The sequence below is a fragment of the Streptomyces canus genome (assembly GCF_030816965.1).
Classification (GTDB): domain Bacteria; phylum Actinomycetota; class Actinomycetes; order Streptomycetales; family Streptomycetaceae; genus Streptomyces; species Streptomyces canus_E.
Window position 1 is genome coordinate 4,167,101 of the sequence record NZ_JAUSYQ010000002.1, and the last position, 11,581, is coordinate 4,178,681.

Sequence of the window (11,581 nt, forward strand, 5' to 3'; positions counted from 1 at the left end):
GTTCCGGCTGCCTACCGTGGGTTCCATGACCCCAATGGATGAGCGGGACCCCGAACTCAAGAAGGAACTCAACGCCACCCTGCAGGCCCGCAGGGAACTGGGCGAGGAGTACGAGTCCGCGCTGGTCGACTCGTTCCTGGAGAAGGTCGACCAGCGGATCGACGGCGCCGTGGACCGCCGCCTGCGCCGGCAGCTCGCCGAGCAGCAGATGGTGACGGCCCGGGGCGCCCGCTCGCCGAAGTCCACCGACTCCTTCGGCGAACGCTTCGGCTTCGGCATCGTCTCCATGGTCCTGGCGATCCCGCTCTCCGCGATCGGCGGCGGCGTCGCCCACCTGCCCGGCCTGCTGGTCTCCTGGGTCGGCATCGTCGGCGTCAACGCCTTCCAGGCGCTGCGCGTCAACCCGGACCTCTTCCGGGGCCGGCGCGCGAAGCCGTCCTCCCCGAGCAGCGACTGGGAGGGCTGACCCGGCGCTCACACCTGCGCGGTCGGCAGCACCATGACCTGACGCAGATTGACGTGCCGCGGCCGGCTGGTGACGTACGCGACGAGGTCGGCGAGCTCCGTGGCCGCCAGCGTGCCCATCGCCTCGGCCATCCCGACGACCTGCTCCCGCAGCCCGTCGCCGTCGATGTGCGTGGCCAGCTCGCTCTCCGTCAGCCCCGGCTCGATGTTGGTGACCCGCACCCCCCGCGGCCCGAACTCGTTGCGCAGCAGCGCCGAGAGATGGGTGACCGCGGCCTTCGTCGCCCCATACACCGCGTAGTTGGTGAAGTTGGTGACGTGCGCGCCGATGGACGAGACGTTCACCAGGTCCGCGCTGCGCCCCTGCGCGGCCGCCTCGTTCAGGTCACCGGCGAGGGCCCCGATGACGCGCAGAACACCGGTGACATTGGTGTCGATCATCCGCTGCCACTCGTCGACACGGGCGTTGGCGATCGGGTTCGGCAGCATCACGCCCGCGTTGTTCACGACCAGGTCGACGGTGCCGTAGGCCGCGTGGACGCTCTCCACGGCCGCCGCCACGGACGCGTCCTCGGTGACGTCGGCGACCACGGCCAGCGCCTGACCTCCGTCGGCCCGGATCTTCCCGACGATCGCCTCCAGCCGCTCACCGCGCCGCGCGAGCAGCGCGACCCGCGCCCCCTGCGCGGCCAGCAGCACCGCCGTGGCCTCTCCGATGCCGCTCGCCGCTCCGGTGACGACGGCGGTACGTCCGGCCAGATTCTCGTACGACATCGATGTGCTCCTCGGTGGGATGTCCGCCGGGGTCGCTCCCCGGCCTCGTCCACCACCCTGCGGCGTCCGGGCAGCCGTACCCAGGGATGCGCTTTTCCTGGGTCTGCCAGTACCAGGTTAGAAACCGGGACCTCCCCTACGATCGAACCCATGAACGGGGACCTCGGAGACTTCCTGCGCTCACGCCGCGCCCGCATCCGGCCCGAGGAGGTGGGGCTGCCCTCGCACGGCAGGCGCCGCGTGCCCGGTCTGCGCCGGGAAGAGGTGGCGCAGCTGGCCGGAGTGAGCGTGGACTACTACATCCGGCTGGAGCAGGGCAGGGGCCCCAGCGTTTCGGAGGGGGTCCTGGACGCGGTCGCGCGCGTACTGCGCCTGGACGAGACCGAGCACGCCTATCTGCGTACGGTGGCCCGGCCGACGAGGAAGAAGCCGGGCCCGCGCCGCGAGGCCGCGCCACGCGTGCGCCCCGGAGTCCAACTGCTGCTCGACAGCATGGACCGCACCCCCGCCTTCGTCCTCGGGCCCAGGATGGACGTGCTCGCCTGGAACGCCCTCGCCGATGCGCTGAGCGGCTACAGCCGCATGGCTCCCGCACGCCGCAACATCGTCCGCCAGCTCTTCCTGGAGCCCGAGGACCGCGACCTCTATCCCGACTTCGCGGCGGTCGCCTCCCAGAGCGTGGCCCATCTGCGCCTGAACGCGGGAGCCCACCCCGACGACCCCGCACTGCGCGACCTCGTCGGCGAACTCTCCCTCAAGAGCGAGGACTTCCGCCGGCTGTGGGCCGACCACCAGGTCAAGGCGTGCATGTACGGCGTCAAACGCGTCCGGCACCCGGTGGCGGGCCTGCTGACCCTGCCGTACGAGTCCCTGGTCCTGCCGGAGACCCCCGACCGGACGCTCGTGGCGTACACGCCGGAGCCGGGGTCGGAGACGGCGGAGAGGCTTGCGCTGCTGGGCAGTTGGACCAGTACGAGCGCGTAGAAAAGAGCAGCGAAAAGCAGCAAAGATATGCGCGGGGACCGCCGCACCCCCGTTACCGGGGGGCGGGACGACGGCGGTCCCCGCGAAGGACGTGGACCGGGTCAGGCCAGGTCTCACGTCCGGCGTCCATGGAGGTCCGGGAGCCGCTCCGGAGGTCCTTGGACGTTCGGCGCCGGCCGGGGCGGGGAGCCGCTCCCGCCCTGCCGACATCCACTAATGTGCCCGACCCGTGTTAAGCGTGTGCTGCGCGGACGTGACACGCTCGTACCAGTTCCGCGAAGTCCACCCTTTCGGTGGGAAACCGCAAGTTCGCCGCCGGCACCCGGGGTTCACCGGACGTTTCCCGCTACTTCCCGCCCTTGGCGAGGAAGGCCAGCAGGTCCTGGCGGCTGATGACGCCGGTGGGCTTGCCCTCCACGAGGACGATGGCCGCGTCCGCCCGACCGAGGACCGACATCAGGTCGCCGACCGGCTCGCCGGAGCCGACCTGGGGAAGGGGGGCCGACATGTGCTTCTCCAGCGGGTCCTCCAGCGAGGCCCGCTGGGCGAACAGGGCGTCGAGCAGCTCGCGTTCGACGACCGAGCCGACGACCTCCGCGGCCATCACGTCCGGGTGGCCGGCGCCCGGCTTGACGATCGGCATCTGCGAGACGCCGTACTCCCGCAGTACCTCGATGGCCTCGCCCACCGTCTCGTCCGGGTGCATGTGGACGAGGGAGGGGATGGCGCCGTGCACCTTGTCGTTGAGGACGTCGGCGACGCGGGCGCTGGGACCCTCGTCCTCCAGGAAGCCGTAGTCGGCCATCCACTCGTCGTTGAAGATCTTCGAGAGGTACCCGCGCCCGCTGTCCGGGAGCAGGACCACCACGACGCCGTTCTCGTCCAGGCGCTCGGCGACCCGCAGGGCCGCGACGACGGCCATGCCGCAGGAGCCGCCCACCAGCAGGCCCTCCTCCTTGGCCAGCCGGCGGGTCATCTGGAAGGAGTCCTTGTCCGACACCGCGACGATCTCGTCGGCGACGGTCCGGTCGTAGGCGGTCGGCCAGAAGTCCTCGCCGACGCCCTCGACGAGATACGGCCGCCCGGACCCGCCGGAGTACACGGACCCCTCCGGGTCGGCGCCGATGACCTGGACCTTGCCGTCACTGGCGTCCTTCAGATAGCGGCCGGTGCCGGAGATGGTGCCGCCGGTGCCGACGCCCGCCACGAAGTGGGTGATCCTCCCCTCCGTCTGCTCCCACAGCTCAGGGCCGGTGGAGTGGTAGTGGGAGAGCGGGTTGTTGGGGTTGGAGTACTGGTCGGGCTTCCACGCACCGGGCGTCTCGCGCACCAGCCGGTCGGAGACGTTGTAGTAGGAGTCCGGGTGCTCGGGGTCCACGGCGGTCGGGCAGACGACGACCTCGGCGCCGTAGGCCCGCAGGACGTTGATCTTGTCCGTCGACACCTTGTCGGGGCACACGAAGATGCACTTGTACCCCTTCTGCTGCGCCACGATGGCGAGCCCGACCCCGGTGTTTCCGCTGGTCGGCTCGACGATGGTGCCCCCGGGCTTCAGTGCCCCGCTCTCCTCCGCCGCCTCGATCATGCGCAGGGCGATGCGGTCCTTCACGGAGCCGCCGGGGTTGAAGTACTCGACCTTGGCCAGGACGGTCGCCTTGATGCCCTTGGTCACGCTGTTGAGCCTCACCAGCGGGGTGTTGCCGACGAGGCTGATCATCGAGTCGTGGAATTGCACCGTTGTCTCCGGATGCTTGCAAAAGAAGTGGTCCTAGTGGTCCAGCCAGCCTATGGCCTGATCGGGCGCCATGACGGTCGTTCACTCCCCGTTGGGATTGGGCCACGGTCCGTGCGGGGCAAGGAGTGGGTGTAGCGGGTTCGACGGAGGTGGCGGCGACGTATGACGAGCATGTCGAGGGCGAGGACGGCCAGGCGGATCGCGGCCGGCGCGGCGTACGGCGGCGGCGGGATCGGTCTGGTCGGCGCGGCGGCCATGGGTCTGCTGCTGGCGGAGGTGCGGCTGGCCAGGCGGCAGGTGGGCAACGGCACGGCGCCGCACGTCCCGCAGGCCGAGGGCCGGTACGGCCACGTCTATGCCACCGTCGGCGAGCCGCCCCTGCGGCTGATGATGCTGGGCGACTCCACGGCCGCGGGCCAGGGGGTGCACCGGGCGGGCCAGACCCCGGGCGCCCTGCTGGCGTCCGGTCTGGCGGCGGTGGCGGAGCGCCCGGTGGAACTGCGTAACGTCGCCCTCCCCGGCGCCACCTCGGACGACCTGGACCGTCAGGTGGCGCTGACGCTGGCGGACCCCGAAAGGATCCCGGACGTCTGCGTGATCATGATCGGCGCGAACGACGTCACGCACCGGATGCCGCCGACGCGTTCCGTGCGCCATCTGTCTTCCGCGGTACGGCGGCTGCGCACGGCCGGTGCTGAGGTCGTGGTCGGCACCTGTCCCGACCTGGGCACGATCGAGCCGGTCCAGCAGCCGCTGCGGTGGCTGGCCCGCCGGGCCTCGCGCCAGCTGGCGGCCGCGCAGACGATCGGCGCGGTGGAACAGGGCGGCCGCACGGTGTCCCTGGGCGATCTGCTGGGCCCGGAGTTCGAGGCGAACCCGCGGGAGTTGTTCGGCCCCGACAACTACCACCCCTCGGCGGAGGGCTATGCGACAGCGGCGATGGCGGTGCTGCCGACGGTGTGCGCGGCCCTGAGCCTCTGGCCGGCCGACGAGGACCGCCCGGACGCCTCCCGCCGTGAGGGCTTCCTGCCGGTGGCGAGGGCCGCGGCGGAGGCAGCGTCGGAGGCGGGCACGGAGGTCGCGGCCGCGATGCCGACGGGTCCGAAGGGGCCGTGGGCCCTGCTGAAGCGGCGGCGCAGGCGGCGGGTCAAGGAGGCGGAGCCGTCACCCACCAGCGCGACGGGCGTCCAGTGACAAGCGCCGGTTCGGGCACTTCCAGCCCGTCCGGCGCCGGCCGCGCGGCCTTGTCGGCGCAACCACCGGAGTACAAAGCAAGCGCTTAGACAAAGGTCACACCGCCATCCCCGTGACCCAGCCCATACGTACGGGTAACTTCCCCATCAAGCCACGACCCGAAGACCGAGGAACACCCTCGTACTCCCACCCGCCGCCCGACCACCGCCCCTCAACGAGGCGCTACGCGCCACCCCTTCTTGTTTGGAGCCGTGATGCCCGAAGCCGTGATCGTCTCGACCGCCCGCTCCCCCATCGGCCGCGCCTTCAAGGGCTCCCTCAAGGACCTGCGCCCGGACGACCTCACCGCCACGATCATCCAGGCCGCACTCGCCAAGGTCCCGGAGCTCGACCCCAGGGACATCGACGACCTGATGCTCGGGTGTGGTCTGCCCGGCGGCGAGCAGGGCAACAACCTCGGCCGCATCGTCGCCGTACAGATGGGCATGGACCACCTCCCCGGCTGCACGATCACCCGGTACTGCTCCTCCTCCCTCCAGACCAGCCGGATGGCCCTGCACGCCATCAAGGCCGGCGAGGGCGACGTGTTCATCTCGGCCGGTGTCGAGATGGTCTCCCGCTTCACCAAGGGCAACTCCGACAGCCTCCCGGACACGCACAACCCCCTCTTCGCCGAGGCCGAGGCCCGCACCGCCGAGGTCGCCCAGCAGGAGGGCACCACCTGGCACGACCCGCGCGAGGACGGCCTCGTCCCCGACCCGTACATCGCGATGGGCCAGACCGCCGAGAACCTCGCCCGGGTGAAGGGCATCACCCGCCAGGACATGGACGAGTTCGGCGTCCGCTCGCAGAACCTCGCCGAGGAAGCCATCAAGAACGGCTTCTGGGAGCGCGAGATCACCCCGGTCACGCTCCCCGACGGCACGGTCGTCTCCAAGGACGACGGCCCCCGCGCCGGCGTCACCATGGAGGGCGTCCAGGGCCTCAAGCCGGTCTTCCGCCCCGACGGCCTGGTCACCGCCGGCAACTGCTGCCCTCTCAACGACGGTGCCGCCGCGGTCGTCATCATGAGCGACACCAAGGCCCGCGAGCTCGGCCTCACCCCGCTCGCCCGCATCGTCTCCACCGGCGTCTCCGGCCTCTCCCCGGAGATCATGGGCCTCGGCCCGGTCGACGCGAGCAACCAGGCCCTGCGCCGCGCCGGCCTGACGATCGACGACATCGACCTGGTCGAGATCAACGAGGCGTTCGCCGCCCAGGTGATCCCCTCCTACCGCGACCTCGGCATCGACCTCGACAAGCTGAACGTCAACGGCGGCGCCATCGCCGTCGGCCACCCCTTCGGCATGACGGGCGCCCGCATCACCGGCACGCTCATCAACTCCCTCCAGTTCCACGACAAGCAGTTCGGTCTGGAGACCATGTGCGTGGGCGGCGGCCAGGGCATGGCGATGGTCATCGAGCGCCTGAGCTAAAAGGCGACAAGAACGTCAACGCTCCGTATCCGTATGGGCACTTAGTGCCACTCTTTGGCCCAGAACCGAGGAAACCCCAAGGTTCTGGGCCGATTTGTGATCCAATCTCCCCCAGGATGTGACCTATCTCCCTTCGGGAAGGGATTTACGCAGGTCAGAGCCGTTTCCCCACCAAACCCCCGACCCAAAGTCCTGTCCGATTCGTGACGTTACGCACTGACAGTTGGATAGTCCGCCCTTCAAGCTGATGTAGGAAGTCGGGGGTCGACTTTGAACCGGGAGTACGTCAGTGAGCGCCATGCCGATCGCCTTGTTGGTCACCACGGCCGCCACGGGCGCCGTGGGCGTCGCCGTCCTGCGCACCCTCATGGTGTTGCGCCGGCAGGTCGCCGCCCTGCACACCGAGCTCGCCAGGAACAACACCGCGCCCGTACGGGGTCTCGTACCGGCCGCCCGTCCCGCCGCTGACGTCGACGAGATACGAGCCGCCGTGGCCGAGGCCCTCGCCGAGGAACGCGAGCGCGAACTCGCGGAGGCGCGTGCCTTCTGGGCCGCCCAGGAGGCACGTGACGGCTCCGACGCGCCCTCGCTGCTCGGACTGCCCGACAGTGACCTGTTCCTGCCCCGGCAGGCCGATTTCGTGGGCCTGGAGCCGGTGTCGGAGTCCTCGGCCGACGCGGACGAGTTCGCCGGTGGTACCCCCGGAGACAGCCCCGAACTGGCCGCGGCCCGCCGCCGCCACCCCTCCCACCCGGACTTCGTCCCGGTCGGCTCACCGATGGTGGGCGACCATGAGCGCACGGTGGCGACCCTGGAGGAACTGGCCGCCTCCGGCACCGAACTGGCCGACGTCCGACCGGGCCCCCTCGGCACGCTGGACGTCTACGTCTTCGCCGACGGCACGACCCTCTGCATGACCCCGGGCCACCGCGAGACGGCCGAGCGCCTGTCCGCGGCCCTGCGCGCGGGCGAGACACCGGTGCTGCTGGGCGGCTCGGGCATCTCGGGCGCGTACACGCTGACGTTCGCGTGCGGCGAGGAGAACGTCTACATCCTGGCGGACCGGGTCATAGCCTCCCTGTAGGAGTCACACTCCGGCACGCCGCTGGGCCTGTGCCACCAGTTCCACCGCTTCTTCCACTTGGCTCTCGTCCGTCAGGACGAGAGCCAAGTCATGTACGGCCACGGTGATCTGGTCGGCGGCGGCGAACATCCCCGCGTCCGGCATCTCGCGAAGCTCGGTCCCCGGCTCCTCGAGAACCTGCGTCCGACGGGCGAACTCCCGGGCCAGCCCCAGCGCCTCAGCGGCGGCGCCCCGCTGCAACCGGCTCTGCGGCGCGGCCCGCAGACGGTCGGCGAAGTGGTCCACGGCCCGGGTCAGACGCGAAGTATCAGCCACCCGGCAACCGTACGCGTCCCACCGGGACTGTTGCCAACGGGCGAACGCTCAGGCACGGTGACCTGAAGGACCGGCTTACATCCCCTTTGCGTCCGGAGGCGCCGATGTCCCACGTCCTCTCCGAGGAGACCCACCGCAACCTGCTCGCCCGCATCCCCCATTGCACCGGTCGTGAAGTCTCCGACTGGCTCCGCACCGTCGACGAAGGCCCGGCCCTCTTCCGCTTCGAGGAAAAGGTCAGCTGGCTCCGCCACGAACACAACCTCGCGTACGGCCACGCCAAGGCGATCATCCACGAGTACGACCTGAGGAGGGCCGCGCGCAGGTACTTCTGAGCTGCGCACATGCCGAAGGGCCCCCGGTCGGAACCGGGGGCCCTTCGCCGTACGACCGTCGAGGACTAGTCGTTGCTGTTGAGGATCGCGATGAGCCGCAGGAACTCCATGTAGATCCACACCAGCGTCAGCGTGAGACCGAACGCGGCCAGCCACGCCTCCTCGCGCGGGGCGCCGTAGGCGATGCCGTCCTCGACCTGCTTGAAGTCGAGGGCGAGGAAGCACGCGCCGAGCAGGACGCCGACGATGCCGAACAGGATGCCGAGGCCGCCACTGCGGAAGCCGAGGCCGTCACCGCCGCCGAAGGCGGCGAACAGCAGGTTGACCACCATCAGCAGCATGAAGCCGAGCGCGGCCGCCATGACGAAGCCGTAGAACCGCCGGTTGACGCGGATCCAGCCGGCCTTGTACGCCACCAGTACCGCGGCGAAGACCGCCAGGGTGCCGATCACGGCCTGCATGGCCGCGCCGCTCGCGATGCGGTTGTCGACCACGCTGGAGACGACGCCGAGGAACACGCCCTCGAACGCGGCGTACGACACGATCAGCGCGGGCGAGGCCGTGCGCTTGAAGGACTGCACGAGCGCCAGGACCATGCCGATCACCGCGGCACCGATACCGATGCCGTACGAGCGGCCGATGTTGGCGTCGTCGACGGGCAGCAGCGCCCAGGCCAGCGCGGCCGTGACGATCAGGATGCCGAGCGTGGTGCCGGTGCGCATGACGACGTCGTCCATCGTCATGCGGCCGGTGGTCACCGGGGTCTGCGGCGGTGCGCCCTGCTGCAGGTCCTGCTGGGCATAGGGGTTGGTCGCGTACGGGTTGCCCTGCGGCTGCGCGTAGGGGTTGCCCTGCGTGCCCACGGCTGCGGCCCCGGCCTGCGGCGCGGTGTTGAAGCCCGCGTAGCCGTTGTCGCGGCTGAACCCCCGTCGCGAGAAGACCGGGTTGCTGCTCCTCATTTCACTCCTCCATGGCCACCGTCTGTGGACCTTGCCCTCAAGAGTAATGGGTAGGCAAAGGAATGACCCTAGTGCTTGAGGAGGATCTTCCCTCGTTGTGCTGGCCAACACGCTACGCGCACGCGTGATTCCCGGCACCGGAGGGGCCTCACCCGAAGGGGAAGCCGGTGTATCCCTCGGCGAGGTCGGTCTCGGCGGCCCGCGAACCGGCGATCCGCTCCAAACGGGCCAGCTGCATCCGGTCCTCGAAGGGAGTGGCGTCGGGTGCCCGGTGCAGGAGGCTCGTCATGTCGTACGAGAACCGTTCGGCCTGCCACACCCGGCGCAGGCAGGTCTCCGAGTAGGCGTCGAGGCGCTCGGCCGAACCGGTCTCCTTCTGGTGGGTCAGCGCCCTCGCGAAGGTCACGACGTCCCCCACGGCGAGGTTCAGGCCCTTGGCGCCGGTGGGCGGGACGATGTGCGCCGCGTCGCCGGCGAGGAAGAGACGGCCGTGGCGCATGGGCTCGTGGACGTAGGAGCGCATGGGGGTGACGGATTTCTGGGTGATCGGGCCGCGTTCCAGGGTCCAGTCGTCGTCCGTCTCGAAGCGGCGCTCCAGCTCGTCCCAGATCTCCTCGTCGTCCCAGCTCCCGGCGTCCGTGCCCTCGGGGACCTGGAGGTAGAGGCGGGAGACGGACGGGGAGCGCATGGACAGGAGGGCGAAGCCGCGGTCGTGGCGGGCGTAGACGAGCTCGTCGTGGGAGGGCGGGACGTCGGCGAGGATGCCGAGCCATGCGAAGGGGTACGCCCGCTCGAAGACCTTGGTCGGTTCGGCGGGGATCGCCTTCCTCGCGATGCCCCAGAAGCCGTCGCAGCCGACGACGTACTCGCACTCCAGGACGTCCTCGCGGCCCTCGTACCGGAAGCGGACGCGCGGCGTGCCGGTGTCGGCGCCCTCGACGGCGAGTGCCTCCGCCTCGAACAGGAGGGGGCCGCCGTCCTTGAGCTGGAGGGCGATGAGGTCCTTGCAGACCTCGGTCTGGGCGTAGACCATCACGGACCGGCCGTCGGTGAGGGCGGGGAAGTCGACGCGGTGGCGCTTCCTGTCGTAGCGCAGCTCGATGCCGTCGTGCGGGAGTCCCTCGCGGTCCATGCGTTCCCCGGCACCGGCCGCGCGCAGCACGTCGACCGTGCCCTGCTCCAGGATCCCGGCGCGCTGGCGGTGCTCGACGTAGGCGCGGCCGCGGCTCTCCAGGACGACCGAGTCGATGCCGGCGTTGTGGAGGAGCCGGGCGAGGAGGAGGCCGGCGGGGCCGGCTCCGATGATGCCGACGGTGGTACGCATCGGGCGTTCCCTTCGGAGACCTTGGTTCGTGTGCGCTGCCTCGGCTCGCGTGATGCTGCGCGCTGTTCGCGTAGTGAAATTTCTTTCACTTCGATGCCGAGTCTGCGCCCGTGATCTGCCGATGTCAACGGTCTGTGCGGCCGCCGGACCCGCGGAAGGCTGCCGCGGGTCCGGCGGCCGGACGGGTCAGCGGCCGGGCCAGCCGTCCAGATGACGGTGCATGGTGACGTCGTCCTGTGCGTCGCCCTTCGGGGCGTCGGCCACGGCGTCCTGGAGGACGGTGTTGACCTCGGCAGCCAGGGCGTCGGCCCGGGTCCGCAGGTCGGCCGCGGGGATCCGGGAGCGGGTCAGGGTGTCCAGCCGACGGTGGATTTCGGCGAGTTGGCGGCGGTGGCCGGAATCGAGGGTGAGCGGAGTGGGCGTGGAGACCACGAACTGGTAGGCGCCGGCCAGCGTCTGGCAGCCGGTGCAGCTCTTGTTGGTGGCGTCGCTGAGGTTCACGGCGTTCAGGCGGGTGTGCTCACCCGCCATGGTGACGATCTGGAAGGACAGCGCGACCGAACGGCAGGCGTCGTCGGCGGTGCAGCCCGACGAGACCGCGTTGGCCTGGTTGCGCACGGAGGCGGCGTTCACCTTGCCGAACTGCCGGATGGTGAACGAGTCCTTCTCCTCCGTGTGGTCGAGACGGTCGGCATGACTGAAGACATGGTCCGACGCGACGGCGACCTGGGTCGCCCCGCCGGTGGCGGCCTGCGCCGGCACGGCGGTCGCCACACCGGCGACACCGGCGGCGAACAGCCCCACGCGGACGGCACGCCGGGTGAACGGGGTGGAGGTACGGGGTTTTCGGTGGCTGTTCAAGGGATCTCCTTGGATGGATGCGTACGGATGTGGGGGGCGGAGGTGGCAACCGAGGCGGAGGTGGCGGCGGTGGCGA

At 70.4% G+C, this 11,581-nt stretch carries 12 protein-coding genes; 6 read left to right on the top strand and 6 right to left on the bottom strand.

Features of this window, described 5'->3' with window-relative positions; translation table 11 throughout:
• Window positions 1-34: 34 nt before the first annotated feature.
• Window positions 35-466 (top strand): hypothetical protein, encoded by a 432-nt coding sequence (locus QF027_RS19955; protein ID WP_307082430.1) that lies wholly within the window; start codon window positions 35-37, stop codon window positions 464-466.
• An 8-nt stretch (window positions 467-474) separates the two neighbouring features.
• Here the strand turns inward: QF027_RS19955 and QF027_RS19960 are convergent, their stop codons facing one another.
• Window positions 475-1,239 (bottom strand): SDR family oxidoreductase, encoded by a 765-nt coding sequence (locus QF027_RS19960; protein ID WP_307076008.1) that lies wholly within the window; start codon window positions 1,237-1,239, stop codon window positions 475-477.
• 150 nt (window positions 1,240-1,389) lie between these two features.
• Between QF027_RS19960 and QF027_RS19965 the strand changes: the two genes are divergently transcribed.
• Window positions 1,390-2,223: a helix-turn-helix transcriptional regulator gene (locus QF027_RS19965; RefSeq protein ID WP_307076010.1), complete on the top strand. Its 834-nt coding sequence runs from the start codon at window positions 1,390-1,392 to the stop codon at window positions 2,221-2,223.
• A 346-nt stretch (window positions 2,224-2,569) separates the two neighbouring features.
• Here QF027_RS19965 and QF027_RS19970 read toward each other — a convergent pair whose 3' ends face one another.
• Window positions 2,570-3,958, bottom strand: coding sequence for a cystathionine beta-synthase (locus QF027_RS19970; RefSeq protein ID WP_307076013.1), 1,389 nt, complete (start codon window positions 3,956-3,958; stop codon window positions 2,570-2,572).
• A gap of 162 nt (window positions 3,959-4,120) precedes the next feature.
• On the opposite strand from QF027_RS19970, the gene QF027_RS19975 reads away from it, so the two are divergent.
• From QF027_RS19975 to QF027_RS19985, 3 genes are all read left to right on the top strand, one after another.
• Window positions 4,121-5,152, top strand: a complete 1,032-nt coding sequence (locus QF027_RS19975; protein ID WP_307076014.1) for an SGNH/GDSL hydrolase family protein — start codon at window positions 4,121-4,123, stop codon at window positions 5,150-5,152.
• A 254-nt stretch (window positions 5,153-5,406) separates the two neighbouring features.
• The gene (locus QF027_RS19980) at window positions 5,407-6,627 is read left to right on the top strand and encodes an acetyl-CoA C-acetyltransferase (RefSeq protein WP_306980312.1); all 1,221 of its coding nucleotides are present in this window, start codon (window positions 5,407-5,409) and stop codon (window positions 6,625-6,627) included.
• 289 nt (window positions 6,628-6,916) lie between these two features.
• Window positions 6,917-7,711: a hypothetical protein gene (locus QF027_RS19985; RefSeq protein ID WP_306980310.1), complete on the top strand. Its 795-nt coding sequence runs from the start codon at window positions 6,917-6,919 to the stop codon at window positions 7,709-7,711.
• Window positions 7,712-7,714: 3 nt separating this feature from the next.
• Here QF027_RS19985 and QF027_RS19990 read toward each other — a convergent pair whose 3' ends face one another.
• Window positions 7,715-8,026 carry a hypothetical protein gene (locus QF027_RS19990; protein ID WP_306980308.1) on the bottom strand — a complete coding sequence of 104 codons (312 nt, stop codon included), beginning with the start codon at window positions 8,024-8,026 and terminating at the stop codon, window positions 7,715-7,717.
• 104 nt (window positions 8,027-8,130) lie between these two features.
• Between QF027_RS19990 and QF027_RS19995 the strand changes: the two genes are divergently transcribed.
• On the top strand, window positions 8,131-8,361 hold the full coding sequence (locus QF027_RS19995) for a DUF4287 domain-containing protein (protein ID WP_007382546.1): 231 nt from the start codon (window positions 8,131-8,133) through the stop codon (window positions 8,359-8,361).
• A gap of 65 nt (window positions 8,362-8,426) precedes the next feature.
• Here the strand turns inward: QF027_RS19995 and QF027_RS20000 are convergent, their stop codons facing one another.
• From QF027_RS20000 to QF027_RS20010, 3 genes are all read right to left on the bottom strand, one after another.
• On the bottom strand, window positions 8,427-9,320 hold the full coding sequence (locus QF027_RS20000) for a Bax inhibitor-1/YccA family protein (RefSeq protein WP_306980305.1): 894 nt from the start codon (window positions 9,318-9,320) through the stop codon (window positions 8,427-8,429).
• Between the two features lie 148 nt (window positions 9,321-9,468).
• Entirely contained in the window at window positions 9,469-10,644 is a 1,176-nt protein-coding gene (locus tag QF027_RS20005; RefSeq protein WP_307076017.1) for a 4-hydroxybenzoate 3-monooxygenase, read from the bottom strand.
• 186 nt (window positions 10,645-10,830) lie between these two features.
• Window positions 10,831-11,505, bottom strand: a complete 675-nt coding sequence (locus QF027_RS20010; RefSeq protein WP_307076019.1) for a hypothetical protein — start codon at window positions 11,503-11,505, stop codon at window positions 10,831-10,833.
• Between the last annotated feature and the right edge of the window lie 76 nt (window positions 11,506-11,581).

Excerpts from the sequence above, each read along its gene's own strand:
- QF027_RS19955 (WP_307082430.1), top strand. The coding sequence starts at position 35 with ATGGATGAGCGGGACCCCGAACTCAAGAAGGAACTCAACGCCACCCTG.
- QF027_RS19960 (WP_307076008.1), bottom strand. The coding sequence starts at position 1,239 with ATGTCGTACGAGAATCTGGCCGGACGTACCGCCGTCGTCACCGGAGCG.
- QF027_RS19965 (WP_307076010.1), top strand. The coding sequence starts at position 1,390 with ATGAACGGGGACCTCGGAGACTTCCTGCGCTCACGCCGCGCCCGCATC.
- QF027_RS19975 (WP_307076014.1), top strand. The coding sequence starts at position 4,121 with ATGACGAGCATGTCGAGGGCGAGGACGGCCAGGCGGATCGCGGCCGGC.
- QF027_RS19980 (WP_306980312.1), top strand. The coding sequence starts at position 5,407 with ATGCCCGAAGCCGTGATCGTCTCGACCGCCCGCTCCCCCATCGGCCGC.
- QF027_RS19995 (WP_007382546.1), top strand. The coding sequence starts at position 8,131 with ATGTCCCACGTCCTCTCCGAGGAGACCCACCGCAACCTGCTCGCCCGC.
- QF027_RS20000 (WP_306980305.1), bottom strand. The coding sequence starts at position 9,320 with ATGAGGAGCAGCAACCCGGTCTTCTCGCGACGGGGGTTCAGCCGCGAC.
- QF027_RS20005 (WP_307076017.1), bottom strand. The coding sequence starts at position 10,644 with ATGCGTACCACCGTCGGCATCATCGGAGCCGGCCCCGCCGGCCTCCTC.